Genomic DNA, 25,926 nt, shown 5'->3' with positions numbered 1-25,926 from the left:
CAGGAGAGTGCCGGGCGGGTGCCTCGCCGGAACCTGCTCGGTCTTTCCGGCATGCGGACGTGTGCCGGGCTCACAGGGGGACGCCGAAGATGACGCGGCGGTTGCGGAACTCGGTGACGCTCCAGACGCGCCCGCCCGACACCGTCAGGTCCTCGGGCCCGACGGGGAACGGCCGGACCGTCACCTTGCCGCCGGCGTCCACGATGAGCTTGCCGTTGGTGCGCGCGTCCGCCGCCTGGCTGAGGTACCACTTCCCGCCGGACGACACCGCCCCCTGGATCTTGGCGTGCGGCATGACGTAGGCGTCCCTCGGCGTCCCGTCCGTCAGGGGAAGGTCCCACCTGGCGACCCTGCCGGTGGGCGTGTCCTGCACGTACTCGCCGGACACCAGCGCGTGCGGCGAGGTGCTGCGGTCCACGGCGACGAACGAGAAGAGCGCCCCCGGCGTCACCACTCGCCAGAAGTCCGTCTGCGGGATCACGTACCGGTACCCGAAGGCGTGGAACCTCCCGCCGTCCCGCCCGATGCGGGAGGCGTCCCCGAGGTCGTTCTGCGCGGAGCGCAGGTCGAGGACGTGGTTCAGGTCGAAGACCCGCAGCCCCCGCGTGGTGTCGGCGACGTACAGGTGCTCGCCGTACCACGCGATCCCGCCCGCGTGGATGTTGATGGGCCCGTACGACCCGTCGGGCTTGGCCTCCACCAGCAGCGCGTGCTGGTAGCGCAGGGAGGTGGGGCTCATGAACGTCACCCTGATCCCCCGCTCGGCCACCGGCGCCGTCGGCTTGAAGTACCAGCTGGCCACGAACACCGGCACCGCGGCGGAGCCCGAGTCCTCCCCGCAGGTCAGGCCCTGCGGATACCAGTCAGCGGTGTCGTTGTCCTTCTCGTCGAAGGCGTACCAGTCGGCGGGCCTGGGCTGCATCGTGCCGAGCGCGCCCGCCGCGCCCTTGCGCACGGCCTTCCTGTTGGCCTGCGCCAGCACGGCCTCGACAGAGGCCGCCCCGATGTCGGCGGCCAGCTTGGCCGCGCCGTCCGCCAGGGTCCCGGTAGCCCGGCGCAGTGTGAAAGGCGCCTTGTCGGCCGGAACCATCCCCTTGGAAGCCATGTTCCCCTCGACCCTCGCTTTACTCTTCCTTTGGGATAGTTTGACGAACGCAAGGGGCCTCTGGTTCGGTTAACGCCACATGTGCACGGGAAGGCCGGTTAGCGCGTTCTCGTGGTAGCGCCTCACCATCGCCTCGCTGTCACCTCCCAGCTCGTCCATCGCCTCGCGCTGCCACACCGCTCCCGTGCGGCCCAGCCGTACCCGCTGTGCGATGATCTCCAGGTCGGCGTCGGACGGCTCGACGCCCGCCTTGAGCAGCGCCGCCCTGGCCTCGGGCAGCAACGACAGCACCAGGTCGGCGGCGAGCACCTCGCGCCCCTCCCAAGAGAGCTTGGCCTGCAGCCCTCCCATGGCCGCCCGGTAGAAGTTCTGGTAGGCGTCGCCGAACGGCAGCGCGGTCAGGTCCTTCTCGGCCAGCGCGAGCGTGAGCCCCAGCAGGAAGGCGCTGTTGGCGGCCATGTCGGCGCAGGTGGGCCCGGCCGGCAGGGCGCGGAACTCGATGCGCAGGTGGCCCTCGCCGGTGGGGTCGAGCACGGGCCTGTTCCACTGCCACACCGTGCCCATGTGGAGTCTGAGCTCGGCCAGCTCGCCACCCGACGACAGCGCCGGGATCACCGGCTCGTAGTCGCGCACGCACCGCTCGAACAGCTCGTAGGCCCCTTCCCGCACCCAGTCGGAGCCGAAGGTGACGCGGCCGTCCCTGCGGAAGCGGCGGCCGACGTCTCGGTCGTCGGCCGCCTCCTCGAACAGCGCGATCCTGGTCTCCTCCCACAACTGCCTGCCGAGGAAGAACGGCGAGTTGCCGCATGCGGCGAGCACGGGGCCGATGGCGAGCTGTGCGCCGTTGTACGTCCTGGCGAAGGAGGAGGCAGGGGTACGCAGGTGAACCTGCCAGGAGGTGTTGGCCGCCTCCAGGATGACGTCCTGCACCTCCAGTTCCAGCTCGTCGATCCTGACGATGAACGGCTCCAGCCGCAGCCGCCGCATCCCCCTGCTCAACGCCCGGTAGCGGGCTTCGTCGCTGATGGCGGCCTGGGTGAAGTCGCCGGTGCCGAGCGTGGGCAGGATGCCGATCGGCAGCGCTCCCCCGCCGCCCAGCGAGCCGACCGCGCCGTCGACGGCCCTCGTCAGCTCCTGCGTCTCGGCCGCCATCCTCTCGAAGGGGCGCCCCTCCAGCGGAAGCGGCGTGAGATTCGCCTCCACGTTGTAGCGGCCGAGCTCCACGGTCAGCCGGTCGTCGCCGAGCAGTTCCAGCACCTCGGCGTTGCGCGGCAGCGGCCGTCCGCGCTCGTCGATCAGGAAGAGCTCGAGCTCGGCTCCGACGGTCGCGGGGCCTTCACCGAAGCCCGGTCTGCCGAGCAACTCGCGAAGCTCCCCGAGCTGCTCCGTGAGGCGCCGGCCGAAGCGGGTGTACTCCGCCTCGGAGAACCGCTCCTTGTCAACGTCTTGTCCCATGCCTCCCTTACTGTCCGACAGGCAAGGGTCCACACCTCACCAGGGAAGCGGTCCGTCGTCCTGCAGGTACGTGCCGGTGGGTCCTTCGGCGTCGAGGGTGGCCAGGTGGACGGCGATCGCCGCGCCCTGCTCCGCCGTGCGGAACCCCGTGTTCGCGTTGAGGTCGGTGGCGCAGTAGCCGGGGTTGGCGGCGTTGACCTTGATCGGGGTCTCCCACAGCTCCTTGGCGTACGACACGGTGACCATGTTGAGCGCGGTCTTGGAGGAGTTGTAGGCGACCAGGTTGTAGGGCCACCAGGGAGTCTCGGGATCCATGGCCATCGCGAGGGAGCCGAGCTCGCTCGACATGTTGACGATCCTGCCCGCCGCCGAGCGGCGCAGCAGCGGCAGCATCGCGTTGGTGACGGTGACGACGCCGAACACGTTCACCTCGTACACCTGGCGGAGGACGTCGGCAGAGGTCGCGCTGGGCCTGGCGTCCTCCTGCCAGACGGTGATGCCCGCGTTGTTGACGAGGATGTCGAGCGAGCCGTACTCCTGCTCGATCCACTTGGCGGCGGCCTGCACGCTGCCGGCGTCGGTGACCTCCACCCTGACGTACGGCTGGCCGAGCCGCTCGGCGGCGGCCCTGCCGAGCTCCTCGTCGCGCGCTCCGACGATCGCGGTGATGCCGCGCTCGCCGAGCTGCTTGGCGATCTCGAAGCCGATGCCCTTGTTGGCGCCTGTGATGAGTGCTGTGGTCATGTCCTGCACCCTCGCGCGATCGGTGACGGGGCGGGAGAGACCCGGGGAGGCTGGGATCGGCGGTACCACCCACGCATCGCCGACCTGGTGAAGACTGGGCGGCATGAAGCGTGACGAGCTGGCCGGATTCCTTCGCAGCCGACGGGAGCGGGTGAGGCCGCACGAGGTGGGCCTGCCCGGCGGGGAGCGCCGCCGTACCCCCGGACTGCGCAGACAGGAAGTGGCGCAGCTGGCGGGCATGTCGATCGACTACTACATCCGCCTGGAGCAGGCCAGGGGACCGCACCCCTCGCGGCAGGTGCTCAACGCGCTGGCGAGGGCGCTGATGCTGACGACGGACGAGCGCGCGCACCTGTTCCACCTGGCGGGCCAGGAACTGGAGCCCGCGCGCAGGCGCGGCGACGTCCCGCCGGGGACCATGCACTTGATCGCCTTCCTCGAGGAGGTGCCCGCCTACGTCCTCGACGCGAAGTACGACATCCTGGCGTGGAACCCGCTGGCGAGCGCTCTCATGGGCGACCTCGACAGCCAGCCGGTCGAGGACCTGAACGTCATCCGCTGGGTCTTCCGCTCCCCTGACCTGGCCGAGCACCTGGGCGACGAGGAGAAGAGCCGCTTCGCCAGGGCGTCGGTGGCCGACCTGCGCTGGGCGGCGGGCCGCTACCCCGACGACGCGGACATCCAGGCGCTGGTCGCCGAGATGCTGGCGCTCAGCCCCGAGTTCGCGCGGCTGTGGGCGATGCACGAGGTGGAGGTGCGGAGGGAGCAGCGCAAGCGCGTCACCCATCCCGTCGCCGGCGTGATCGACGCGATCTGCCAGGTCCTGCCGGTGCCCGACCGTGAGGACCTGCGGCTCGTCCTGTACACCACCGAACCGGGTTCTCCCTCGCACCGGGCCTTGCGCAGGCTGCGGGAGGCCACTCTAAGCTCATGAGATGCGCGCGGTGATGTTCGACCTGTTCGGCGGCGATCTCGACGTTCGGGAGGCGCCCGACCCCTCCCCCTCGCCCCACGGTGTGGTGATCGAGGTGGCGGCGACGGGCCTGTGCAGGAGCGACTGGCACGGCTGGCAGGGCCACGACCCCGACATCACCTCGCTCCCCCACGTGCCGGGGCACGAGCTGGCCGGCGTGGTCGCGGCGGTCGGCTCCGACGTGCGCGAGTGGCGCGAGGGCGACAGGGTCACCGTCCCCTTCATCTGCGCGTGCGGCTCGTGCGCGGCCTGCGCCGCGGGCGAGCAGCAGGTGTGCGAGCGCCAGACGCAGCCGGGCTTCACCCACTGGGGCTCCTTCGCCGACCAGGTCGCCATCGACCACGCCGACGTCAACCTCATCGCGCTGCCCGAGGAGATGGCCTTCACCACGGCGGCCAGCCTCGGCTGCCGCTTCGCCACCGCCTTCCGCGCCGTCGCGCACGTCGGCGAGGCCAAGCCCGGCGAGTGGGTGGCCGTGCACGGCTGCGGAGGCGTGGGCCTGTCGGCCATCATGATCGCCACCGCGGCGGGGGCCAGGGTCGTGGCCGTCGATGTCAGCACCGACGCGCTCCACCTGGCCGAGCGGGCCGGCGCCACCCACTTCGTCAACGCCTCCTCAGGCGATGCCGCCGCCCAGGTGAGGGAGCTGACCAGGGGCGGCGCGCACCTGTCCATCGACGCGCTCGGCAGCCCCTCGACGGCCGCCGCCTCGATCGAGAGCCTGCGCCGCAGGGGCCGCCACGTGCAGGTGGGACTGCTGCCGGACGAGCGCACGCCCCTGCCGATGGGCAGGGTGATCGCCCACGAGCTGCGCCTGCTCGGCAGTCACGGCATGGCGGCCCACGCCTACGGACCGATGCTCGAGCTGATCAGGGCGGGCATCCTCCATCCCGACCAGCTCGTCACCCGCACGATCGGCCTGGCCGACGCGGGCAAGGCGCTGGCCTCGATCGGTTCGGTACCGGGCGTGACGATGATCACGCCTTGAGCCTGCGCACCCCCAGCTTCCCGCGCCACGTCTCGATCGCCTTGTCGTCGGCGAAGGCCAGAGCCCGCATCATGTTGCCGCCGTCGCTGCTCTCCACGGCGCGCCGCAACCTGACGCGCATCGCCTCGGGAAGCCTCGTGGTGCCCTCCTCGATCGTGTCGCCGTAGTGCGGGGCGTACGCCACCCCGGCGAAGCCCGTACGGCGCAGCAGCGTCGGCAGCGTGCGCGAGGAGTAGAACATGAGGTGGTTCTTGGTGAAGCCGCTCCACGCCGACGCGTAGGCCTTGAGCAGCAGGGAGCTCGCGTTCACCGTGAGGATCAGCAGCACGCCCCCGGGCGCCAGCAGGCTCCTGAACCGCTCGAAGTCCTCCAGCGGCCGGGGCAGGTGCGCCAGCACCGACCACAGCGTGATGACGTCGAACCCGCCTGCCGCGATCTCCGGCACGTCCTCGGGCGCGCCGAAGTAGGCCCTGGCGTGCGAGAGCCTGGCGTTGGCCTGCTCGACGGAGTCGGGCGACAGGTCCACGCCGACGGCGTCGAAGCCGCGCTGCTCGGCCAGTTCGAGGAACAGTCCCGCACCACAGCCGAAGTCGAGCAGCCGCCTGCCCTTGCCGTCGTCGAAGACCGGGGAGAAGGCGTCCATCGTGAGGCGGTATCGGCGCTGCCGGTTCTCGGCGTACTTGCCGGTCAGGAAGCTGCTATAGGAGTCGGCGTACAGGTCGGCCAGCCGTTCGGGCCTGATGTTGGGGTTGCGGTAGAGGAAGCCGCACGAGGGGCAGCGCACGACGCGGTAACGCCAGCCGTTTCCGCCCGTCGGCTCGAACAGCGGCTGCTGCCTGGATTCTCCGCACATCATGCACGAGAGGAATTCCTCGATCTCCCCGAGCGGCACTCTCCGCCGGTATTCGGCCAGGGGCATGGTCTTCGCCCCCGCGACCTTGATGCGCCATTGCGCCTCACGAACCAGGCGCTCACCAGGGCGGACGTAGACTCGCTGCCCCCATGGCACCTTGTCGTAGCGGGCTCCGAACAGGAGCTTGGCAGCTGCGCGCTTGACCGAGACCATTGACACCTCACCTGTGTTAGCCCCCGAGGCCATTCCGGGTTAGATGTGCATTCCCGATAATTCGTTCTGATCGCTATTCCCTCCATCAAGCCCCCATAAAGTGACACTCATGGACTACACGAGGCTTGGCAGCACCGGTCTGAAGGTCTCCAGGATCTGCCTGGGCATGATGAGCTACGGCGACCCCGAGCAGTGGGACTGGGTGCTCACACAGGAGCAGGCCGAACCGATCGTCAGGCGGGCGGCGGAGGCGGGCGTCACCTTCTTCGACACCGCCGACGTCTACACCGCAGGCGCCAGCGAGGTCGTGACCGGCAAGCTGCTGCGCGAGATCTTCCCTAGGCGTGAGGACTACGTTCTGGCGACGAAGGTCTACTTCCCCGTCGGCAAGGCGGTCAACGACCGTGGACTTTCCCGCAAGCACATCCACGCGGCGATCGACGCCTCGCTCGAGCGGCTCGGCACCGACTACGTGGACCTGTACCAGATCCACCGGTGGGACGACGAGACGCCCATCGAGGAGACCATGGAGGCGCTGCACGATGTGGTCAAGGCGGGCAAGGCCCGCTACATCGGCGCCTCGTCCATGTGGGCGTGGCAGTTCGCGAAGGCCCAGCACGTCGCCGAGGCCAACGGCTGGACGAGATTCGTCGCGATGCAGAACCACTACAACCTCCTCTACAGAGAGGAGGAGCGGGAGATGCTGCCCCTCTGCGCCGACCAGGGCGTCGGGGTCATCCCGTGGAGCCCGCTGGCGCGCGGCACGCTGGCCCGCGCAGGCTCGACCTCGGCGGCCACCGCGCGCAGCGGCTCGGACGGCAGGATCGACTACCTGTACGACCCGGACAACGACCGGCTGATCCTGGAGCGGGTGGCCGAGGTGGCCCGCGACCGCGAGCTGCCCGCCGCGCAGGTGGCGCTGGCGTGGCTGCTGCGGCAGCCGGCGGTGACGGCCCCGATCGTCGGCGCGACCAAGGACAGGCACGTGGACGACGCGGTGGCGGCGGTGTCGGTGGAACTCAGCGAGAAGGAGCTCGCCTTCCTCGCCGAGCCGTACCGCCCGCGCGAGGTGCGCTTCTGACTGCGCCAGGCCGAGGCGGGTCTCCTGACCGCGGACGCAGGTTTCGTCACCGCAGGCGCAGGCCGGGCAGATTTCGTCACCGCAGGTGTACGGCAGGCCCGGCCACGGCCACTGTGGTCCGCCGGTGGCCGCCCGTCCATCACGCGCGCTCCAGCAGGACTCCGGCGGGCCGCCGTGACGTCGCACGTGCGGGACGGATGCGTGAGCCGGGCCGCCAGGGGGGTACGGCCCGGCTCACGCGGTGCCGGCGGCGTGGGCGAGGGGGGACGCCCACGCAGCCCGTCTACGGGGTCAGGACCTTCGCCGAGGAGGCGGTCCAGAACAGTGCCCTGGCCACCTGCGGGAACAGGCCCTTGGGGTGGTTGCGGAACATCGGCTCGGTGCCGAAGAGCACCACGGCCGCGCCGCGCTCGTCCCTGCCGCTGACCACGGCCGCCTGGCCCCTGGCGGCCTCGGGACCGCCGGTGCCGTCCGCGTTGGCCCGCCAGTGGCCCGCGACCAGCGGCCCTTCGGCGGTGTAGGACTGCTCCACCCTCACCTCGGGACCGAGCGCGGTGAACCAGCGGGGCGAGTAGACGAACGAGTGCGCGGGCGAGCCCGTGCCGACGGGGCCGGTGGTGGATGAGACCGTGACCACGCCGTTGGCGTCGCCGCGGCCCGCCACCGCGGTGACGGTCAGCAGCCCCGCCGCAGCGTTGAAGTTCGCGCCGGTGCCGCCCCGGGTGACGACGCCGCCCCTGGCCATGAAGGCCTCGATCGCCGTCCTGGCCGCGAGGTTGAGCGCGCCGTACGACAGCCCGCTCGAGACGAACAGGACGTCGGTGCCGCTCCAGTCGAAGCCCGCGTTCAGCACGGCGGTCGAGACGGGGGTGACGGCGAAGCCCAGTTCGCGCAGTGTGAACAGCTCGTCGGCGGAGGCCGCCGCGGCGATCCGCACGCTGGACAGCGGGGTGCCGGAGGCCTGTGTTGCCTTGGTGAACGGCACGCCGTACCGGTCGGCGGCGGTCCTGGCGGCCTCGCGTGCCGAGGCGGGCACGATCGCGACGCCGTCGGCGGCCAGTGTGACGGCCACGCCCTGGCCGAGCAGGTCGTTGAGCGCGCGCACCGCCTTGGCGTCGTCCACCTTCAGCGCGAGCGGCCCGCTGCCGTGCGGCACCGAGCCGGTGGGTGAGGCGGCACTGACCGGCACGGCCGCCACGTGGAAGCGCCGGTCGGTGATCGGGTCGGCCGTCGCGCCCCACAGCAGGCCGTGGCTCCAGCCGGAGATGTCGTACATCGCATCGACCCGCGGGCTGATGTCGGCGCCCGCCTCCAGCATGACGTTGGCCATGCCGCGCTTGGGCTGGCGCATGTCGACGACGTAGGTGCCGGCGGGATAGGTCCTGCCGCCGGCGCGGAACGGCAGGACGGCCTTGTCGACCTTCACGTCGTTGGCGATGAGGTGGTCGACCAGGCGCGCGGCCGAGGGGCCCGTGGCGGGAACGGCGTAGGCGCGGGGGTAGGTGGTGTTGTAGACGTCCTCGGGGCCGAAGCCCGGCACGATGCCGAGGGGCACCTGCTTGGAGGGCTCGCCCGCGGCGCCGCGCCTGAACATCTCGACCTGGTCGCCGACCAGCTTCTCCCTGTTGTTCTGGACGAAGGTGTAGGTGGCCCTGATCGCGGCCGAGGCGATGTCGACGTTGATGCGGCTACGGCGTTGCAGCTCGGCCACGGGCTGCGTGGTGTAGTCGCTGCCGTTGACCCGCATCGGGAACTCGATGGTGTGCGAGGCGACCGCGCCGTGGAAGGGGGCGTACTGCGGGGTGAAGATCGGCGGCCAGTCGTCCCAGCCCTCGGCGGAGTCGCGGAAGGGAATCTGCGGCGGGAACGTGCCGTCCTTCTCGGGGGTGTAGCCCAGCGCGAGGATGGCCTGCTCGATGCCGAGCGCGTTCGCGTAGGCGTTCCTGATGAACAGGTCGTACTCGTAGTTGGCGCCGTGCGGCGGGGTGGTCGGCTCGACGAGGGTGCCGTTGACGTAGCCGTGCAGGTCGATCATGACGACGGGCTGGTTGTCGATCATGATCTGGCGCATCGCCCTGGTCTCCGGCTGGGAGGCGGTGACGAAGTCGCGGTTGAGGTCGAAGCCGTTGCCGTTGGGCCGCTGGCCGAGCACGCGGCCGTCGGGGTTGGCGGTGATGTTGAAGTACAGGCGGGTGTGCGCGAGCAGGTTCTTGGTCTGGGGCGAGGTACTGGTGGCCAGTTCCTCGATGACGCGCAGGTTGGCGTCGGTCCCCTCCCACTCGTTGCCGTGGATGTTGCCGTTGACGAAGACCGGCGCCTTGTACTTCCTCGCCTGGACGGCACGGCCGCTCTCGATCTGCCGGCGCAGCTGCTCCTGCCTGCGGGTCTCCGCGGCGCTCTCCGGGGCGGTGACCGTCACCAGATACATGTCGCGACCGCCCGCGGAACGGCCCACGACCTCCGCGCTGACCCTGTCGCCGACGGCCTGGAGCTGGTTGAGCTTGGCGGCGATGGCGTGGTGCGGGATGAGGCCGAGCTTGATGGAGGCGTCGGCGGGGTTCTCAGGCGGGATGGGGAGCGTGGTCCTGCGCGGGTAGCCGCGGCCGTGGTCGGAATGCCACGACAGCTCCGGCGCGAGCTCGCGAAGGGTCTTGGCCTTGGACTCGGCTACTCCCGCGGCCTCCTCGTTGCGGTCGGCGCCGTTGCCGAAGTCCCTGACGGGGGGCGTGGGGTCGGCGGAGGCCGTACCGGAGGGAAGGAGCAGGACGGACAGCAGAGGGATCAGAACACGTAAGCGCACGGAGTTCCTCCAGAAGGTTCAGTTCCGTTCGTACTGATCGCACCTGATCTGACACAAGGGGCGACATTCAATTCAGGCCGATCCGTGATCTGGAAGTGTCAGAGCGTTCCCCTACGCTGGGCCCCATGGCACGGGCAAACGACGAGGCGGCAGCCGCCCTTCAGGAGTATTCGGAGCTCTTCGCGCTCACCGGTGGAGACGCCTTCAGAGTGCGCAGCTACCAGAAGGCGGCCAAGGCGATCGCCGGGTTCCCCGAGGACATCTCGCAGGTCGACGTGCGCAAGGTGCCCGGGGTCGGCGAGGCGATCGCGTTGAAGATGGAGGAGTTCCTGCAGCGTGGCAGCTTCAGGCAGCTCGACGCGCTGCGCGAGCGCGTGCCCGACGGCGTGCGGAGCCTGACCAGGGTGCCGACGCTCGGGCCGAAGACCGCGATCATGTTGTTCGAGGAGTTCGGCATCGACTCGCCCGCCTCGCTCGCCGAGGCGATCGGCGCGGGGCGGCTCGACGGCGTCAAGGGGCTGGGGCCCAAGACGCTCGCCAACCTGGTGAAGGGCATCGAGCAGCTGGAGCAGGCGGGCCGCCGGGTCCACATCGGGGTGGCGATGTCGCTGGCCGAGAGCGTCATGGCGTCCCTGAGCGCCGAACGGCTCGCGTACGCGGGCTCGCTGCGGCGGATGAAGGACACGATCGGCGACATCGACATCCTGGCCGTGGCGCCGGAGTCGATCATGGAGGAGTTCAGGGCGCAGCCGTACGTCGCCGAGGTGATCGCCGCCGGGGACAAGAAGACCTCGGTGCGCACGACCAGCGGCATCCAGATCGACCTGCGCAGGGTGCCCGCGGAGGCGTGGGGGGCCGCGCAGATCTACTTCACCGGTTCCAAGGAGCACAACGTCGCCATCCGTGAAATGGCGGTGAAGAAGGGCTGGAAGCTGTCGGAGTACGGCCTGTTCGAGGGCGAGCGGCTGATCGCCTCGCAGACCGAGGAGGAGATCTACGCGGCGCTCGGCATGCAGTGGGTGCCGCCGACGATGCGCGAGGACGGCGGCGAGGTGCGGGCGGCGCTGCGCGGCGAACTGCCTGCCCTGGTCACCCTCGACGACCTCAAGGGCGATCTGCACACCCACACCGACCTCACCGACGGCATCGCCTCGTTGGAGGACATGGTCGCGGCGGGCCACGCGCTCGGCTACGCCTACTACGCGGTCACCGACCACGCGCCCGACCTGGCTATGCAGCGGATGACGCTCGACAAGGCGATCGAGCAGCGCGGCGTCCTGCGGAAGCTGCAGGGCCGCTACCCCGGCATGCGGCTGCTGCACGGCACCGAACTCAACATCGCCCCCGACGGCTCGGTCGACTGGCCCGGCGAGGTGCTGAGGGAGTTCGACGTGTGCGTCGCCTCGGTCCACTCCCACTTCACGCAGAGCCGCGAGGAGATGACCAGGCGCTTCATCGCCGCCTGCGAGAACCCCTACGTCGACATCATCGGCCACCCCACCACCCGAAAGATCGGCAAGCGGCAGCCCGTCGACGCCGACTGGGAGGCGGTCTTCCGCGCGGCGGCCCGCACCGGCACGGCGATGGAGATCGACTCCTTCCCCGACCGCTCGGATCTGCCTTCCGACCTCGTACGGCTGGCCAAGCACCACGGCGTGAAGTTCTCCATCGACAGCGACTCCCACGCCATCCCGCACCTGGGCAACCAGCGCTTCGGCGTCGGCATCGCGCAGCGGGCGTGGCTGACACCCGACGACGTGATCAACACGTGGCCGATCGACAGGCTGCTGGCGTTTCTCGGCCGCTGAATCCCCTCTGATCATCCCTGGGGGGCGCTCCATCACGCCAGGAGGTGGCCAGGCTGCGGGAACGCCCGGCGGGAAGGTCACGTCGCCGTGGCGCCGCCGCCCATCTGGAGGCCGCCCGGAAGGCCGACCCCGACCCGACATGGGACCTGGCCGCAGCTCGGCGCGGCCCGCCTTCCGACGGCGCCGCACGTCGCGTGACGGTGTCCTCGGCCGCGCGGGGCACCGGCGGGCTCCGGGGGAGGCGTGGCCGGCGTGGTGATCGGCGGTGACGACAGCTCCCGCGGCGGGGAGAGGTGGTGGCCGGACAGGGTGCGGGCCAGACGGAGGCGGAGGCCGGGCCGAGAAGACAGGCCGGGCCGAGCCGGGCCGTGTCGACGCCAAAGGTAGGCGAGCCGGACCGCGTCGACGCCAAAGGTGGGCGGGCCGTCAGGCTCGACGGGTCAGGGGGCGGGTGGGTGTGCCTCGGGGTCGAAGGCGAGGATCGACCGGCCGCCGTCGACGGGCACGGTGGCGCCGGTGATGAAGGCGGCCTCCTCCGACAGCAGGTGCGTCACGACCGCCGCCACCTCCTCGGGCCTGCCCACCCTGCCAACCGGATGTACCTGGGCCATCTGCGCCTCGACCTGCGCCGCCTCGTCCGGGCCGAGGTCGGCGAGGAGGCGCTCGTAGCGTTCGGTGGTGATCGTGCCGAGGGCGACGGCGTTGACCCTGATGCCGTGGGCGCCGTACTCGACGGCCAGGGCTCTGGTGAGTCCTTCCACCGCCGCCTTGGCCGTCACGTACGGCAGGCAGCCCGGCACCGCCCGCTGCGCCTGGTGGGAGGAGACGTTGACGATCGCGCCCCGGACGCCGCTCGACAGGAAGCGTCTGATCGCCACCGCGCAGCCCACGACGGCGGGGTCGAGGTTGACGCCGATGAGCCGGAGGACCTCCTTCGTGCCGGTGTCGTGGAGGGAGGCGTCCCTGAAGACGGCCGCGTTGTTGACCCATCCGGTGAGGGTGCCCGCCTTCTCGGCGAGGTCGGCGGCGCGCTCGGCGACCGCCTCGTCGGACGCGTCCCCTGTCACGGCGTGCACGCCTGCCGCGTCGGCCCATGTCAGGGCCTCGGGGTCCATCTCGATGGCGACCACCTCGGCGCCGTCCTCGCGCAGGCGGCGCACGATCGCCCGTCCGACTCCCCTGCCGCCTCCGGTCACGACATATGACTTCATGCGAGTTCCCCTTCCCGCTTGATCACCCTACGCTCCGGACGCGTCCCCGAGGGCGGGGTCCGGCCCGGCTGGCACGCGCTCGCCGCACCTGCGGGACACGAAGGTCTCTTCCCTGCCAGGATTGGATGGTTAAGAGGTAGGGAATTAGGAGAACCATGAGGCTAGCGACCGACACCATCGTCAAACCCCTGCCGGCCCACCTGTTCACCCTCCACGAAGGCAGCGCGGAGATGCGCTGGGAAGCGATGGCGGGCCGGGGCTACCACACCCCCAATGACCGATTCTTCGTCCGCAACCACACCTCCACCCCTCGCGTCGACCACACCACCTGGCGGCTGCGCCTGCACGGCAGGGGCCTGCGCCGCCACCTGGAGATCGGCTACGACCAACTGCGCGCCATGCCGTACCGCGTGAGGGACGTCGCGCTGGAGTGCGCCGGCAACGGCCGCCGCCTCTACGGCACGCAGCAGCGCGAGGCGACCCCAGGCATGCAGTGGGGGCTCGGCGCGGTCGGCGTCGCGCGGTGGAAGGGCGTCGCGCTCAGGCACCTGCTGGAGCTGGCCGGCCTGCGCGGCGACGCGGTGGACGTGCTGGCCACGGGCCTCGACGAGCCGTTCGTCCACGAGGGCGAGAACCTCGGCCACGTGCGCCGCCCGCTCCCGGTCGAAAAGGCGCTCGACGACGTGCTGGTCGCCTATGAGATGAACGGCGCTCCCCTGCCCCCGGACCACGGTTTTCCCGCCCGTCTCATCGTCCCCGGCTGGGCCGGAATCGCCTCCGTCAAATGGCTCGGCGACCTCGAAGTTTCGACCTGCGAGTTGTTCACCCCATGGAACACGCTTTTTTACCCGGGCGTGACCACCATGACGGTGAAAAGCGCGTTCGAGCTGCCCTGGCCCGCCGTGCTGAAGGCCGGCGCGCGGCACAGCCTGTACGGCAGGTCGTGGTCGGGCACGGGTCGTATCCATCACGTCGAGGTGAGCGCCGACAACGGCCTGACCTGGCATCTCGCCGAACGGCGCGGCCATCTGCGCGACGCGTGGCTGCTATGGCGGATCGCGTGGACCCCGCGCGAGGAGGGCCCGCACGCGCTGCTCGCCAGGGCCGTCGACGACACCGGGGCGCGCCAGCCCTTGCGCAGCGCCCGCCATCCCTTCGGCTACCACTTCGACGCGGTCGTGCGGCATCCTATTCTGGTTACCAGTGGATAGGAAAATGTCACTTCGATGACCTGAGCTGGGAGGTCATAAAGCTTTCCACAATGACTGGTCTGCGTCCTGGAATTCATCTGAAAGACTCTCGCAGAAACGTTCCCGAAATCCTGACGGGTCACGATGGCCGCATCGTGGAGAGGGAGGCCCGATGACGCAGCTGACCGCGCTCGACGCGCAGTTCCTGAGTGCCGAGTCCGCGACGACCGCCGCGCATGTGGCGGGGGTGGCGATTCTCGACCCGAGCTGCGCTCCATCGGGTGCGATCACGCGCGCGGGCCTGGCGGCCCTCCTGCTGGAGCGCCTGCACCTCTCACCGGCGCTGAGCCTGCGGGTGGCAGGCGTGCCGTTCGGCCTCGACCTTCCCTACTGGGCGCCCGACCCCGGCTTCTCGATCGACAATCATCTGTTCGAGGTGGAACTGCCCGCCCCCGGGGGCGAGGCGGAGCTGGCCGAGACCGTCGCCACGCTCCACGCCCGCCACCTCGACCGCGAGCATCCGCTGTGGGAGATGCACCTGATCACCGGGCTGGCCGACGGCAGGGTCGCCGTCTACACCAAGGTCCACCACGCGGCCATCGACGGAGTGTCGGGCGCTGAGACGCTGGCCACGCTGCTCGACCTCTCCCCCGAGCCGCGCTCGGTCGAGCCGCCCTCCTGCCCGCCGCCGCAGGCGCCGCACCTGTTCGACATGCTGGCGGGCGCGGCCGTAAGGGCGGCTTCGCATCCGGTCAACGCGGTGCGCTCGCTGGCCAGGGCCGCGGGCGACCTCGACGCGATCCCCGTCGCCGCCACGTTGCCGGGTTCGCGGCTGATCGCCAAGGCCGCCCGGTTCGTCACGGGCGACGCCAGGCCACGCCCCGAACTGCCGTCGCTGTCCGCGCCGCGCACGCCGCTGAACGGCCCCATCAGCGCCGAGCGGCGCTTCGCCTACGGTTCGGTGCCGCTGAAGGACGTCAAGCACGTCGCCAAGACCTTCGGCATGAGCGTCAACGACGTGGTGATGGCGGTGTGCGCCTCCGCGCTGCGCTCCTGGCTGGAGGAGCATGACGCGCTGCCCGACCAGCCGCTGATCGCCGCCGTCCCGGTCGCCACGCGTACGGCGAGCGCGCGCGACTGCGTGGGCAACCAGATCTCCGCCATGATCACGCCCATGCCGACTCACGTCGCCGACGCGCGCGAACGGCTGATCGCGACGGGCGAGACCATGCGCACGGCCAAGCGCAGGTTCGCGATGTCGCCGGCGAGCTGGCTGAACGAGCTGTGCGCGATGCTGCCCGCGCCGATCTCGGCGTTGACGCCGGCGGTGTTCAAGCTCGCCTCCGTGGCGTTCCCGCCGATCAACCTGATCATCAGCAACGTGCCGGGGCCGCAGTTCCCGCTGTACCTGTGCGGTGGGCGGGTGCTGTCGTATTACCCGGTGTCGGTGCTGACGGACGTGAGCGGCGGGCTCAACATCACCTGCTTCTCCTACGACGGCGCGCTCGACTTCGGGATCGTCACCTGCCCCAACCGCGTGGACGACGAGTGGCGGCTGATGCACCACCTGAGTGCGGCGATGGACGAGCTCACCGCCCTCACCCGCGACCTCGCCCCCGCCTGACGGGCTCGCCCCGGCCTGCGCGCCAGACGCCCGGAGGTCCACGGGCAGCCGAGCCTCAGGCGAGGGAGTGGGCGATGAGGTCGGCGACGGCGTCGGGGTCGATCTGGTGGCCGGTGAGCTGGCAGAGGTTCTCCTGATACAGAAGGACCGCCGCGAACGTCGCCGCCGCCACCTCCAGCCTGGCCTTGTCCCCCCGCGCCCCGGGAAGCGCCAGTTCCAGCGCGAACCGGGCCCGCCCGATGAGCTCCCCGTTCAGCCTGCCGAGCCGCTCGCGTACCGATCCGTGCGTGTCGGCCTCCCTGAACAGGATGCGCCGCATGGCCGGTGAGGCCCGCAGCGGGAGCCGCCGCGCGAGCTTGGACAGCGTGCCCGCGGGATCGCCGGGGACCGCGTCGACCTCTTTGGCCTCCTCCACCAGCGTCCGCTCGTCGACCAGGGCCACCAGGACGTCGATCTTGCGCGGGAAGTAGTGGAACAGCAGGCCCTTGGGCACCTGCGCCAGCTTGGCGATCAACGAGGTCGGCGTGGCCGCGTAGCCTCCCCCGGCGAACAGTTCCTCCGCCGCGTCCAGGATCCGCGTCCGCGAGTCGCTTTCCTCAAGGACCTGGGGTGAGTGTGCCGCGCGAGGCGACATGGAGGTCTCGTGCACAGCCCGAACGATAGCCAAGGCCCTCACGCCAGGTACCTGCCGTCAAGGGGAGATCACCGTACATGAAGGAATCATGTATCGTATGAGACATTGATGTCGCAAAAGAGACGGAGATGTATGATGGCGGTGACGGCCGACCAGATCGTCACAGCGGCGATCCACCACCTCAACGACCACCCCACCGCGTCCATGGCCGAACTGGCCGAGGCGGCAGGGGTGAGCAGAGCGACCCTGCACCGCCACTTCTCCAGCCGCGACGACCTCCTCGTCGCGCTGGGCAGGCGCGCTCTGGAGCGCTGGCAGCAGGCACAGGACGCCGTCGGCCTCACCGCCGCCGCCCAGGAGAACGACCAGGACCGGTTGCGGGGCACGCTGCGCGACCTGCTCACCGCCCTGGTCGAGGTCGCCGACGAGCACGGCTTCGCGCTGACCGACCACGCCATGGCCGTCCATCCCGACCTGCTGCGCCGCTCGGACGAGCTGGAGGAGCGGGAGATCGCCCTGTTCGCCGCCGCCCAGCGGGCCGGGGTGCTGCGCGCCGAGCTTCCGGTCCGCTGGATCAGCAACACGTGGTACGGCCTGCTCGTCGCCGTTCGCGAGAGCCTTCGCAGGGGCGACGTGGCCAGGAGGGACATGGCGGGGCTGCTCGTCGACGCCTTCTTCAACGGAGCCGGGCGATGACCGCCGGACGCCGCTGGGCGGCGCTGGCCGTCCTGTCGGCGAGCCTGCTGCTGGTCGTCATGGACATGACGATCCTCAACGTGGCGCTGCCCGCCATCTCGGAGGACCTGCGCCCGGGCGCGACCGAGCTGCTGTGGATGGTCGACGCCTACTCCCTGGCCGTGTCAGGGCTGCTGGTCACGGTCAGCGCGCTGGGCGACAGGTGGGGACGCAAGAGGATGCTGATCAGCGGGTTCGCGCTGTTCGGCGTGGCGTCGGTGGCGGTGGTGCAGGCTGACAGCGCCGCCGAGCTGATCGCGGTCAGGGCGCTGCTCGGCGTCGGCGGCGCGATGATCATGCCGTCGACCCTGTCCATGATCCGCAACCTGTTCACCGACCCGAGGGAGCGGGCCACCGCGCTCGGCATCTGGTCGGCGATGGCCGCGCTGGGCGGCGCGCTCGGGCCCATCCTCGGCGGGCTGCTGCTGGAGGTGTTCAGCTGGCACGCGGCGTTCCTGGTCAACGTGCCCGTCATGGCTCTGGCGATCGTGGCAGGGCTGATCCTGCTGCCCGAGTCGCGCAATCCGGCCCCAGGCCGCTGGGACGCGCTCGGCACGCTGCTGTCGATCGCCGGCATGGTCGCGCTGGTCTACGGCATCAAGCACTTCGGCGCGGTCGACGGTTGGCTTGCCCTCACGGTCGCCGTCGTGACGCTGGCGTGGTTCGTGCGCCGCTGCCTGGCCAGGAAGGACCCGCTGCTGGAGATCAGGCTGTTCGGCGGCCCTGCCTTCAGCGCGGGCACGGTGGCCGCGCTGACCACCTCGATCGCGATGGCCGCGATGATGCTGCTGCTGGCGCAGTGGATGCAGCTCGTCATGGGCTACTCGCCGCTGGAGACCGGCGTGCGGATGCTGCCGGCCGCGGTCGGCGCCTTCGTGGTGTCACCACTGGCGCCCGCCCTCGCGGCCAGGATCGGCGCCAGGACGGTGCTGGCGGGCGGCCTGCTGGTGGCGGGAGTGGGCTTCCTGGTGCTGTTCGTGGCGCCGAGCCCGCTCGGCTACGGCCCTGTCGCGCTGTCGCTGCTGCTGGTGGGCGCGGGCATGGGATCGCTGGCGATCGCCTCAGCGGTGATCATGGCGGGCGCGCCGCCGGAGAAGGCGGGCAGCGCGGCGGCGATCGAGGAGACCAGCTACGAGCTGGGGGGCGCGCTGGGCGTCGCCGTGCTCGGCAGCGTCGCCGCGGCCGTCTACCGGGCCCATCTCGCCGTGCCCGACGGTTTTCCCGCGCAGGCCGTCCAGGAGTCGCTGGGGGGCGCGCTGCGCGTCGCCCGCGAAGCGGGTGATGCGGGGGCGCTGCTGGCCCGGCAGGCGCAGGCGGCCTTCACCGACTCCCTCGCGGTCACGGGGGCGGCGGGAGCGGCGCTGATGCTGGTGGCGGGGATCGCGGTGTGGTGGCTCACGCCGCGTGCGCTCGATCTGAGCGGCCATCGGGAGCTCATCGAGCACCGATAGCGCGCATCAGCATGGGGTAGGCGCGGTGCAGCTCCCGCTGCCAGTGGGCGTGATCGTGCCTGCCCCGGTAGAAGTGCGTCTGTACGGCGATGCCGAGCTCCTCGAGCCTGGCGGCGAACGCCTTACCCGCCTTGCCCGCCAGGTGCTCGGCCGGGTCCTCCCAGAACTCGGCGGTGCCGGAGGCCACGTACAGGCGCACGCCCTTGAGCCTGCCGGCCTGGTCGTAGGGGTTGTGCGCGCGCCAGATGTAGCGCTGGGCGTCGGGGTCGCCCCAGATGCGCTTCCAGTCGGTGCCGAAGCAGCCGACCGTGGTCCCCGCCATGACCGCCTGCGGCACTCCCTCCTGCAGGATGTCGACGGCGCCGCTGAAGGAGGCCGCCGCCTGGAAGTGGCCCTCGGCCGCGTAGAGCATGGCGCCCTGCCCGCCCATCGAGTAGCCGGCGATGGCGCGCCGCCCGCCGGCCCGGTAGCGGGACTCCAGCAGCGGGAGCAGCTCCTTCAGGTGGTAGCCGGCCCAGCGGGGCGCCCCGCCTTCGCCGTCGTTCCACCAGTCGGAGTAGCTTCCACACCTGCCGCCGTCGGGCATGACCACGATGACGCCGGTGTCCCTGGTCAGGCGGTCGACGTCGGTCCTGGCGGTCCACGAGGTGTAGCTGTCGAGCCCGCCGTGCAGCAGCCACAGCACGGGCCACGTGCGGCCGGCGTCGCGCGACCAGCCCTTGGGCAGCAGCAGTCTCACCCTGGTGGTGGCCTCCAGCGCCGCCGACTCGATCGTCAGCTCCATGCGCCGCTCGTCGAGCCGCCGCTCGGTGACCTCGCCGATCTGTCCGGGGGTGTGCCGCACGGCGGGCGCCGGCCGATCGCCGGGACCGGGGCTCCTGGCGACGAGTACGGCGACCACGATCGCGACGGCCAGGACGAGCAGACCGCCCAGCACCATGACCCGGCCCGTCATCCGGCCTCCCTATGAGACCCGCGCATAATAGCCGGATGCGAACGATCAGCACCACGGCCCTGTCCGTGTTCCCCCTCTGCCTGGGCACCAACACCTTCGGCTGGACCGCCGACCGGGAGTCCTCCTTCGCGATCCTCGACGCGTACGTGGAGGCGGGCGGCAACTTCATCGACACCGCCGACGTCTACCCGAGCTGGGCGACGGGCGAGCCGACCTCGGAGATCATCATCGGCGAGTGGATGGCGGAGCGCGGCAACCGCGACTCGATCGTCCTGGCCACCAAGGTCGGCATGCTGGCCGGTTTCCAGGGCCTGTCGCCCGCCACGATCCGCGCGGCGGTGGAGAACTCGCTGCGCCGCCTGCGCACCGACCGCATCGACCTGTACTGGGCGCACATCGACGATCAGGACACCCCGCTCGCCGACACGCTCGCGGCCTTCGACGCTCTGGTACGCGAAGGCAAGGTCCGCCACCTGGGCGCCTCCAACTATGAGGGGCGGCGGCTGGCCGAGGCGCTGCGCGTCGCCGACGACGAGGGCCTGACCCGCTACGTGGCGCTGCAGCAGCACTACAACCTCGTCGAGCGCGGCTACGAGGGCGACCTGCGCGAGGTCGTGGCCCGCGAGGGGCTGTCGAGCACGCCGTGGGCGGGGCTGGCGCGCGGCTTCCTGACGGGCAAGTACGCGCCGGGCGTGGTCGTCGACAGCCCGCGCGCCGGCAAGGCCGGGGAGTACCTGACGACCGAGCGGGGACCGCGCGTCCTCGAGGCGCTGGCCACGGTGGCCTCGGGAAGGGGCGTCGAGCAGGCGTCGGTGGCGCTGGCCTGGCTGCTGGCGCAGCCGACCGTCGCCGCTCCGCTGGCAGGCGCGCGGGAGGTGGCCCAGCTCAAGCCGCTGCTGGACGCGGTCGACCTGCGGCTCGCTGCCGAGGAGCTCACCCTGCTGGACGAGGCCTCCCGCTGAGGGCGCCGCGGCCGTACGACAGTCGAAGGGCCCGGCTCCCGCGAGAGCCGGGCCCTTCGATCAGGCGGGTCAGTGCTCGACGGCCTTCTCGGCGCCGACGCCGGTGAGGGAGCGGACCTCGATCTCGGCGTACTTGCCGGCGTTGTACTCCTTGCTCAGCACGGTGCCGAGCCAGCCGAAGAAGAAGCCGAGCGGGATCGAGATGATGCCCGGGTTCGACAGCGGGAACCAGGCGAAGTTCGCGTCCTTGAACAGCGCGGTCGCCGAGCCCGACACCACCGGCGAGAAGATCACCAGGATGAGGGCGGAGACCAGGCCGCCGTAGATGGCCGAGACCGCGCCGACCGTGTTGAACCTCTTCCAGAACAGGCTGTAGAGGATCGCGGGCAGGTTGCCCGAGGCGGCGACGGCGAAGGCGAGGGCGACCAGGAAGGCCACGTTCTGCCCCTGGGCCAGGATGCCGAGGCCGATGGCGACCGCGCCGATGACGAACGCCGACACCCTGGCGACCACGACCTCCTCGCGCTCTGTGGCGTTGCCGCGCTTGAACACGTGGGCGTACAGGTCGTGGGCGAAGCTGGAGGAGGAGGCGAGGGTCAGGCCCGCGACCACCGCCAGGATGGTGGCGAAGGCGACGGCGCCGATGAGGGCGAGCAGGATCGTGCCGCCGACCGGGCCGAAGATGTCCTGGCCGATCTGCTGGGCGAGCATCGGGGCGGCGGTGTTGCCGGCCTTGTCGCCCGCCGCGATGGCCTTGCTGCCGACCAGGGCGGCGGCGCCGAAGCCGAGGACGAGGGTCAGCAGGTAGAAGGTGCCGATGATGCCGATGCCCCACAGGACGGACTTGCGGGCGTCCTTGGCGGTCGGGACGGTGTAGAAGCGGATGAGGATGTGCGGCAGGCCCGCGGTGCCGAGCACCAGCGCGAGGCCGAGGCTGATCAGGTCGATCTTGCCGGCCAGGCCCTGGGCGTCGGTGCCGTACTTGCCGCCGGGCTGGATGAAGGCGTCGCCCTTGCCGCTCTGCGCGGCCGCGTCGCCCAGCAACGCCGAGAGGTTGAAGCCGAACTTGCCGAGCACCAGCAGCGTGACCAGGGCCGCGCCGCCCATCAGCAGGACGGCCTTGACGATCTGGACCCAGGTGGTGCCCTTCATGCCGCCGACCACCACGTAGATGATCATCAGGACGCCGACGCCGATGATCGTCCAGACCTTGCCCTCGGCCGAGTGGATGTCGAGCAGCAGGCCGACCAGCGCGCCCGCGCCCACCATCTGGGCCAGCAGGTAGAAGATGCTCACCACGATCGTGGAGACGCCGGCCGCGGTACGCACGGGCCGGGGGCTCATCCTGAAGGCCAGGACGTCGGCCATGGTGAACTTGCCTGAGTTGCGCATGAGTTCGGCCACCAGCAGCAGCGCGACCAGCCACGCCACCAGGAAGCCGATGGAGTAGAGGAAGCCGTCGTAGCCGGACAGCGCGATGATGCCCGCGATGCCCAGGAACGAGGCGGCCGACATGTAGTCGCCGCCGATGGCCAGGCCGTTCTGGAATCCGCTGAAGGAGCGGCCGCCGGCGTAGTAGTCGGCGGCGGTCTTCGTCTGGCGGCTGGCCCAGAAGGTGATGCCGAGCGTGACGAGGACGAAGGTCAGGAACAGGATCGCGGAGAGGTTCACTGGGTCTTCTCCTCGACCTCGTGGCGCAGCTTGTCGGCGATGGGGTCGAGCTTCTTCTCCGCGTGCCTGGCGTAGGCCCAGGCGATCCAGAAGGTGGAGACGAACTGCAGCAGACCGAAGACCAACGCGACGTTGATGTTGCCAAGGAGCTTGATGCCCATGAAGTCACGCGCCCAGGCGGACAGCACCACGTAGAGCAGGTACCAGGCCAGGAACGCCACGGTCATGGGGAAGGTCCACGCCCTGAAGCGCCGCTTCAGCTCCTGGAACTCACTGCTTGCCTGCACCTGTTCGTAGACAGACGTGTCATGTTCTCTGGTAGTCACGGCTCAACGCCCTCCAGGGTGTGATGCGGATCACGCACAAGGTAGGAGGGCAAGCTACCTTCCGTGGAGGGGGTCAGTCCGCTCCTTCGGCGAGCCGCCACGCCGCGGCGGCCAACTGAGGAGGCCTTGCGATGAAAGGTCTGATTTGCGGGTTGAACGGTCGGGCGTGCGCCGCGATCAGCCCTTCACCGCGCCCGCGGTGAGCCCTTCGACGATGTAACGGCGGATCGCGGCGAACAGCACCAGCGTCGGGATCACCGACACCACGGTGGCCGCCGCCATCGATCCCCAGTCGATGTCGTACTGGGTGATGAAGGAGTTCATGGCGACCGGGACGGTCTTGGCATCCTCGCTGTCGATGAACGTGATCGCCAGGAACAGCTCGTTCCACACCTGGACGAAGGCGAAGATGAAGGTGGCCGCGACCCCCGGCAGCATGACCGGGATGATCACCCGCACCATCGCCTGCAGCCTCGACGCGCCGTCCACCTGCGCCGCCTCCTCCAGCGCCGCGGGCACCCGCTCGTGGAATCCGCGCATGATGATCGTGCAGAACGGCACCAGCATGGCGACGTAGACGACCATGAGCCCGGGCAGCCGGTTCAGCAGCCCCAGGTCCGACATCAGAAGATACAGCGGGCCCAGGGCGATGAACAGCGGGATCATCTGCGTGACGAGGAAGGCCAGCATGAGCGCTCCCCTGCCGGGGAAGTCGAAGCGGGCCAGCACGTAGCCGCCGAGCACCCCGATCACGGTGACCACCGCCGCCGACACCAGCGCGACCACCATGCTGTTGAGCAGGTAGCGGCCGAAGTCGGCGAAGGAGAACAGCTCGGCGTAGTGCTCGAAGGTGAGCTCGCCGGGCCAGTAGCGCAGCGGCATGGAGAAGATCTCGCTCTTGGGCTTGAGCGAGGTGACGACGATCCAGTACAGCGGAAAGACCGTGATCAGGAGCCAGGCTCCCAGCACGACCGCCTTGGCCACTCGCCGCACGCTCATCGGGACCTCTCGAAACGGGTGGCGTTGAGATAGAAGACGCTGAAGGCCAGCAGGAGGCCGAGGACGAGGAAGCCGACCGCGCCCGCCCTGCCGTAGTCGCCGCCCATCACCTGCTGGATCAGGAAGGTCGTCACGATGTCGGTGGAGCCCGCGGGACCGCCGCCGGTCATGGAGTAGATGAGGTCCGGGAAGTTCAGGATCCAGATGATCCGCAGCAGCACGATCAGCGCAAGCGTCGGGCGGATGTGCGGCAGCGTCACGTGCCAGAACTGCCGCAGCCTGGAGGCTCCGTCCACGGCGGCGGCCTCATACAGCTCGCGCGGCACCGACTGCAGCGCCGCCATGATCATGATCGCGAAGAACGTCACGCCGTACCAGACGTTGGCCACGATCACCGACGTCATGGCCCAGCCGGGCGAGGAGAGGAACCCGATGCGGGTGTCGATGAGGCCCGTCCGCAGCAGCAGGTCGTTGATCACGCCGAACTGGCCGTTGAACATCCACCGCCACAGCAGCCCGATCAGGAACCCCGACATGGCCCAGGGGAAGAACACCCACGCCTGGTAGAGCCCCCGGCCACGGAAGTGGCGGCGCAGCAGCAGGGCCAGGCCGAACCCGAGGAAGAACTGGAAGAACAGCGAGACGACGACCCAGGTGCCGGTGTTGCGCAGTGCCGTCCAGAACCGGTCCTCGGCCAGCACCGCCCTGAAGTTGTCCAGCCCGACGAACGGCGTCGAGGTCAGGTCGAACAGGTTGTAGCGCTGGAAGGCGATGACGCTGCCGCGCACCATCGGGTAGTAGGTGAAGAGGGCGACGAAGACGACCCCCGGCAGAAGGCAGAGCGCGATGAGCCCCGCCTTCCGCGTGGTGAAGGCGGGACGGCTCACGAAGCCTGACCAGCCCAGAACGCGTCCCAGCTCTTCAGCACGTCGGCCGCGCTCTTCTTGCCGGTCAGCAGCGCCTGCACGTCACGGTCGGAGTCGACGAGGAACTGGCTCCAGCCGGGCGAGTCGACGGGCCTGATCGTGATGACCTGCTTGGGGTCCTGCTGCGCCTCCAGGTAGGCCTTCCACGCGCCCTGTGAGAACTGCGGGTCCTTCTGCGCCGAGGCCGAGATCGGGATCAGCGAGTTACCCTTGGCGAAGGCGATGCTCTGCTTGGCCTCCGACAGGAACTGCACCAGCTTGACCGCCTCGGCCTTGTGGGCGCTGAAGGAGGTCACCCCCCATCCGGCGTAGCCGACGGGCTGGAAGGCGTAGCCGGTGGGACCCTTGGGGATCGGCGCGGTCGACCAGGCCTTGACCCCGCTCTCCTCCACCGTCTTGATCACCTCGGGGTCCTGGATCAGCATCCCGGTGACGCCCGAGGCGAAGCCCTGCACCATCTCCGGGTAACCCCAGGAGACCGAGTCGGGCGGCGACGCCTCCTTGAAGATCTTCACGAAGAGGTCCATGGCCTGGGCCGCCTCGGGCGTCGAGAAGATGGTCTTCTTGTCCTTCAGATAGAAGGACTTCTCGGGGTCCAGCGCCTCGCCGTTGTAGGCACTGATCATCTGGACCGCGTAGTCGGCGCCGCCCTTGCCGCCCCTGAAGGAGTAGCCGTACCGCTCGGCGGTCGTCATCTTCTTGCCCTCCTGGTAGAGCTCCTCCCAGGTCGTCGGCGGCTTGGTCATGCCCCAGTCGGTGCGGTAGAACAGCGCCCGCTGGTAGAAGCCGTAGGGGATGAGGTACGGCTTGCCGCCCACCTCCACGGCCTTCTTCTTGGCCAGCTCGGTCAGGTCGTTCCAGCCTGGCCACTGCGTGGTGGGCAGTTCGGCCAGCCAGCCGTTGTTGGAGAAGGACTTGACCGTGTGGTCGCGCACTTCCAGCACGTCCAGGTCCTTCTTCGTCTGCAGGATCTGGGTGATCTTCTGGTCCGCGCTGTCCAGCGGCGGCGAGATGAGCTCCACCTCCACGCCCGGGTTGGCCTTCTCGAACTCGGCGAGCAGACCCTTGATCAGCTTGGTCCTGTCGGGGCTGGTCAGGCTCTCGATCATGCGGAGCCTGACCGTGCCGCCGCCGTCGGACGATGAGCCCGAACCGCACGCGGCGATCGTGAGGGTGGCGGCGGCCAGGGCCGCGAGGAGGGGAGTTCTCATGGGTGCCTCCT

At 70.1% G+C, this 25,926-nt stretch carries 22 protein-coding genes; 9 read left to right on the top strand and 13 right to left on the bottom strand.

Translation table 11 applies throughout. From position 1 onward, the window contains the following. Positions 1–70: 70 nt before the first annotated feature. The 3 genes from AC3EO4_RS39170 to AC3EO4_RS39160 all read right to left on the bottom strand — a co-directional run bounded on the left by AC3EO4_RS39170 (position 71) and on the right by AC3EO4_RS39160 (position 3,304). Positions 71–1,105, bottom strand: a complete 1,035-nt coding sequence (locus tag AC3EO4_RS39170; protein ID WP_379574349.1) for a hypothetical protein — start codon at positions 1,103–1,105, stop codon at positions 71–73. A 69-nt stretch (positions 1,106–1,174) separates the two neighbouring features. Beyond that, positions 1,175–2,560 carry a glutamate-cysteine ligase family protein gene (locus AC3EO4_RS39165; RefSeq protein ID WP_379574348.1) on the bottom strand — a complete coding sequence of 462 codons (1,386 nt, stop codon included), beginning with the start codon at positions 2,558–2,560 and terminating at the stop codon, positions 1,175–1,177. A 36-nt stretch (positions 2,561–2,596) separates the two neighbouring features. Next, positions 2,597–3,304: an SDR family oxidoreductase gene (locus tag AC3EO4_RS39160; RefSeq protein WP_431900491.1), complete on the bottom strand. Its 708-nt coding sequence runs from the start codon at positions 3,302–3,304 to the stop codon at positions 2,597–2,599. A gap of 103 nt (positions 3,305–3,407) precedes the next feature. On the opposite strand from AC3EO4_RS39160, the gene AC3EO4_RS39155 reads away from it, so the two are divergent. Both AC3EO4_RS39155 and AC3EO4_RS39150 read left to right on the top strand, forming a co-directional pair. Further along, positions 3,408–4,238, top strand: a complete 831-nt coding sequence (locus tag AC3EO4_RS39155; protein ID WP_431900489.1) for a helix-turn-helix transcriptional regulator — start codon at positions 3,408–3,410, stop codon at positions 4,236–4,238. A 1-nt stretch (position 4,239) separates the two neighbouring features. Continuing rightward, positions 4,240–5,265, top strand: a complete 1,026-nt coding sequence (locus AC3EO4_RS39150; RefSeq protein WP_379574344.1) for a zinc-dependent alcohol dehydrogenase family protein — start codon at positions 4,240–4,242, stop codon at positions 5,263–5,265. Here AC3EO4_RS39150 and AC3EO4_RS39145 read toward each other — a convergent pair. Beyond that, positions 5,255–6,331 (bottom strand): class I SAM-dependent methyltransferase, encoded by a 1,077-nt coding sequence (locus AC3EO4_RS39145; RefSeq protein ID WP_431900549.1) that lies wholly within the window; start codon positions 6,329–6,331, stop codon positions 5,255–5,257. The two genes, AC3EO4_RS39150 and AC3EO4_RS39145, sit on opposite strands and share 11 nt — an antisense overlap. A 109-nt stretch (positions 6,332–6,440) precedes the next feature. Between AC3EO4_RS39145 and AC3EO4_RS39140 the strand changes: the two genes are divergently transcribed. Next, positions 6,441–7,412 (top strand): aldo/keto reductase, encoded by a 972-nt coding sequence (locus tag AC3EO4_RS39140; protein ID WP_431900487.1) that lies wholly within the window; start codon positions 6,441–6,443, stop codon positions 7,410–7,412. A gap of 283 nt (positions 7,413–7,695) precedes the next feature. Here the strand turns inward: AC3EO4_RS39140 and AC3EO4_RS39135 are convergent, their stop codons facing one another. Further along, complete coding sequence (locus AC3EO4_RS39135) at positions 7,696–10,212, bottom strand: M14 family zinc carboxypeptidase (protein ID WP_431900485.1); 2,517 nt, start codon at positions 10,210–10,212, stop codon at positions 7,696–7,698. Positions 10,213–10,337: 125 nt separating this feature from the next. Between AC3EO4_RS39135 and polX the strand changes: the two genes are divergently transcribed. Next, entirely contained in the window at positions 10,338–12,020 is a 1,683-nt protein-coding gene (polX, locus tag AC3EO4_RS39130; RefSeq protein ID WP_431900484.1) for a DNA polymerase/3'-5' exonuclease PolX, read from the top strand. Between the two features lie 440 nt (positions 12,021–12,460). On the opposite strand, the gene AC3EO4_RS39125 is transcribed toward polX, so the two are convergent. Beyond that, positions 12,461–13,231: an SDR family NAD(P)-dependent oxidoreductase gene (locus AC3EO4_RS39125; protein WP_431900482.1), complete on the bottom strand. Its 771-nt coding sequence runs from the start codon at positions 13,229–13,231 to the stop codon at positions 12,461–12,463. A 155-nt stretch (positions 13,232–13,386) separates the two neighbouring features. Here AC3EO4_RS39125 and AC3EO4_RS39120 point away from each other — a divergent pair, with 155 nt between their 5' ends. Next, entirely contained in the window at positions 13,387–14,442 is a 1,056-nt protein-coding gene (locus AC3EO4_RS39120; protein WP_431900480.1) for a sulfite oxidase, read from the top strand. Positions 14,443–14,593: 151 nt separating this feature from the next. Next, entirely contained in the window at positions 14,594–16,045 is a 1,452-nt protein-coding gene (locus AC3EO4_RS39115) for a WS/DGAT/MGAT family O-acyltransferase (RefSeq protein ID WP_379574330.1), read from the top strand. Between the two features lie 55 nt (positions 16,046–16,100). Here the strand turns inward: AC3EO4_RS39115 and AC3EO4_RS39110 are convergent, their stop codons facing one another. Then, on the bottom strand, positions 16,101–16,694 hold the full coding sequence (locus tag AC3EO4_RS39110) for a TetR/AcrR family transcriptional regulator (protein ID WP_379574329.1): 594 nt from the start codon (positions 16,692–16,694) through the stop codon (positions 16,101–16,103). 117 nt (positions 16,695–16,811) lie between these two features. Between AC3EO4_RS39110 and AC3EO4_RS39105 the strand changes: the two genes are divergently transcribed. After that, positions 16,812–17,375: a TetR/AcrR family transcriptional regulator gene (locus AC3EO4_RS39105; protein ID WP_379574328.1), complete on the top strand. Its 564-nt coding sequence runs from the start codon at positions 16,812–16,814 to the stop codon at positions 17,373–17,375. Then, entirely contained in the window at positions 17,372–18,865 is a 1,494-nt protein-coding gene (locus AC3EO4_RS39100) for an MFS transporter (RefSeq protein ID WP_431900479.1), read from the top strand. The genes AC3EO4_RS39105 and AC3EO4_RS39100 overlap by 4 nt, the downstream gene beginning before the upstream one ends. Here the strand turns inward: AC3EO4_RS39100 and AC3EO4_RS39095 are convergent. Beyond that, positions 18,849–19,820 (bottom strand): alpha/beta hydrolase, encoded by a 972-nt coding sequence (locus tag AC3EO4_RS39095; protein ID WP_431900478.1) that lies wholly within the window; start codon positions 19,818–19,820, stop codon positions 18,849–18,851. The genes AC3EO4_RS39100 and AC3EO4_RS39095 overlap by 17 nt on opposite strands. Before the next feature lie 35 nt (positions 19,821–19,855). On the opposite strand from AC3EO4_RS39095, the gene AC3EO4_RS39090 reads away from it, so the two are divergent. Beyond that, positions 19,856–20,782 carry an aldo/keto reductase gene (locus tag AC3EO4_RS39090; protein WP_431900476.1) on the top strand — a complete coding sequence of 309 codons (927 nt, stop codon included), beginning with the start codon at positions 19,856–19,858 and terminating at the stop codon, positions 20,780–20,782. A 69-nt stretch (positions 20,783–20,851) separates the two neighbouring features. Here AC3EO4_RS39090 and AC3EO4_RS39085 read toward each other — a convergent pair whose 3' ends face one another. The 5 genes from AC3EO4_RS39085 to AC3EO4_RS39065 all read right to left on the bottom strand — a co-directional run bounded on the left by AC3EO4_RS39085 (position 20,852) and on the right by AC3EO4_RS39065 (position 25,915). Beyond that, positions 20,852–22,453: a solute symporter family protein gene (locus AC3EO4_RS39085; protein ID WP_431900474.1), complete on the bottom strand. Its 1,602-nt coding sequence runs from the start codon at positions 22,451–22,453 to the stop codon at positions 20,852–20,854. Next, complete coding sequence (locus tag AC3EO4_RS39080) at positions 22,450–22,779, bottom strand: DUF485 domain-containing protein (protein WP_379574323.1); 330 nt, start codon at positions 22,777–22,779, stop codon at positions 22,450–22,452. The genes AC3EO4_RS39085 and AC3EO4_RS39080 overlap by 4 nt, the downstream gene beginning before the upstream one ends. 177 nt (positions 22,780–22,956) lie before the next feature. After that, entirely contained in the window at positions 22,957–23,778 is an 822-nt protein-coding gene (locus tag AC3EO4_RS39075) for a carbohydrate ABC transporter permease (protein ID WP_379574322.1), read from the bottom strand. Further along, positions 23,775–24,665, bottom strand: coding sequence for a carbohydrate ABC transporter permease (locus AC3EO4_RS39070; RefSeq protein WP_379574321.1), 891 nt, complete (start codon positions 24,663–24,665; stop codon positions 23,775–23,777). Before AC3EO4_RS39070 ends, AC3EO4_RS39075 begins: the two co-directional genes overlap by 4 nt. Then, positions 24,662–25,915 carry an ABC transporter substrate-binding protein gene (locus AC3EO4_RS39065; protein ID WP_431900472.1) on the bottom strand — a complete coding sequence of 418 codons (1,254 nt, stop codon included), beginning with the start codon at positions 25,913–25,915 and terminating at the stop codon, positions 24,662–24,664. The genes AC3EO4_RS39070 and AC3EO4_RS39065 overlap by 4 nt, the downstream gene beginning before the upstream one ends. Between the last annotated feature and the right edge of the window lie 11 nt (positions 25,916–25,926).

The sequence above is a fragment of the Nonomuraea sp. bgisy101 genome, from assembly GCF_057708945.1.
The sequence above is the reverse complement of the archived record's forward strand: the minus strand, read 5'-3'. Positions and strand labels throughout refer to the sequence as shown.

What these genes read in the sequence shown, in the direction of transcription:
- AC3EO4_RS39170 (WP_379574349.1), bottom strand. Translation starts at nt 1,105, where the DNA reads ATGGCTTCCAAGGGGATGGTTCCGGCCGACAAGGCGCCTTTCACACTG.
- AC3EO4_RS39165 (WP_379574348.1), bottom strand. Translation starts at nt 2,560, where the DNA reads ATGGGACAAGACGTTGACAAGGAGCGGTTCTCCGAGGCGGAGTACACC.
- AC3EO4_RS39160 (WP_431900491.1), bottom strand. Translation starts at nt 3,304, where the DNA reads ATGACCACAGCACTCATCACAGGCGCCAACAAGGGCATCGGCTTCGAG.
- AC3EO4_RS39155 (WP_431900489.1), top strand. Translation starts at nt 3,408, where the DNA reads ATGAAGCGTGACGAGCTGGCCGGATTCCTTCGCAGCCGACGGGAGCGG.
- AC3EO4_RS39150 (WP_379574344.1), top strand. Translation starts at nt 4,240, where the DNA reads ATGCGCGCGGTGATGTTCGACCTGTTCGGCGGCGATCTCGACGTTCGG.
- AC3EO4_RS39145 (WP_431900549.1), bottom strand. Translation starts at nt 6,331, where the DNA reads ATGGTCTCGGTCAAGCGCGCAGCTGCCAAGCTCCTGTTCGGAGCCCGC.
- AC3EO4_RS39140 (WP_431900487.1), top strand. Translation starts at nt 6,441, where the DNA reads ATGGACTACACGAGGCTTGGCAGCACCGGTCTGAAGGTCTCCAGGATC.
- polX (WP_431900484.1), top strand. Translation starts at nt 10,338, where the DNA reads ATGGCACGGGCAAACGACGAGGCGGCAGCCGCCCTTCAGGAGTATTCG.
- AC3EO4_RS39125 (WP_431900482.1), bottom strand. Translation starts at nt 13,231, where the DNA reads ATGAAGTCATATGTCGTGACCGGAGGCGGCAGGGGAGTCGGACGGGCG.
- AC3EO4_RS39120 (WP_431900480.1), top strand. Translation starts at nt 13,387, where the DNA reads ATGAGGCTAGCGACCGACACCATCGTCAAACCCCTGCCGGCCCACCTG.
- AC3EO4_RS39115 (WP_379574330.1), top strand. Translation starts at nt 14,594, where the DNA reads ATGACGCAGCTGACCGCGCTCGACGCGCAGTTCCTGAGTGCCGAGTCC.
- AC3EO4_RS39105 (WP_379574328.1), top strand. Translation starts at nt 16,812, where the DNA reads ATGATGGCGGTGACGGCCGACCAGATCGTCACAGCGGCGATCCACCAC.
- AC3EO4_RS39100 (WP_431900479.1), top strand. Translation starts at nt 17,372, where the DNA reads ATGACCGCCGGACGCCGCTGGGCGGCGCTGGCCGTCCTGTCGGCGAGC.
- AC3EO4_RS39095 (WP_431900478.1), bottom strand. Translation starts at nt 19,820, where the DNA reads ATGACGGGCCGGGTCATGGTGCTGGGCGGTCTGCTCGTCCTGGCCGTC.
- AC3EO4_RS39090 (WP_431900476.1), top strand. Translation starts at nt 19,856, where the DNA reads ATGCGAACGATCAGCACCACGGCCCTGTCCGTGTTCCCCCTCTGCCTG.
- AC3EO4_RS39075 (WP_379574322.1), bottom strand. Translation starts at nt 23,778, where the DNA reads ATGAGCGTGCGGCGAGTGGCCAAGGCGGTCGTGCTGGGAGCCTGGCTC.
- AC3EO4_RS39065 (WP_431900472.1), bottom strand. Translation starts at nt 25,915, where the DNA reads ATGAGAACTCCCCTCCTCGCGGCCCTGGCCGCCGCCACCCTCACGATC.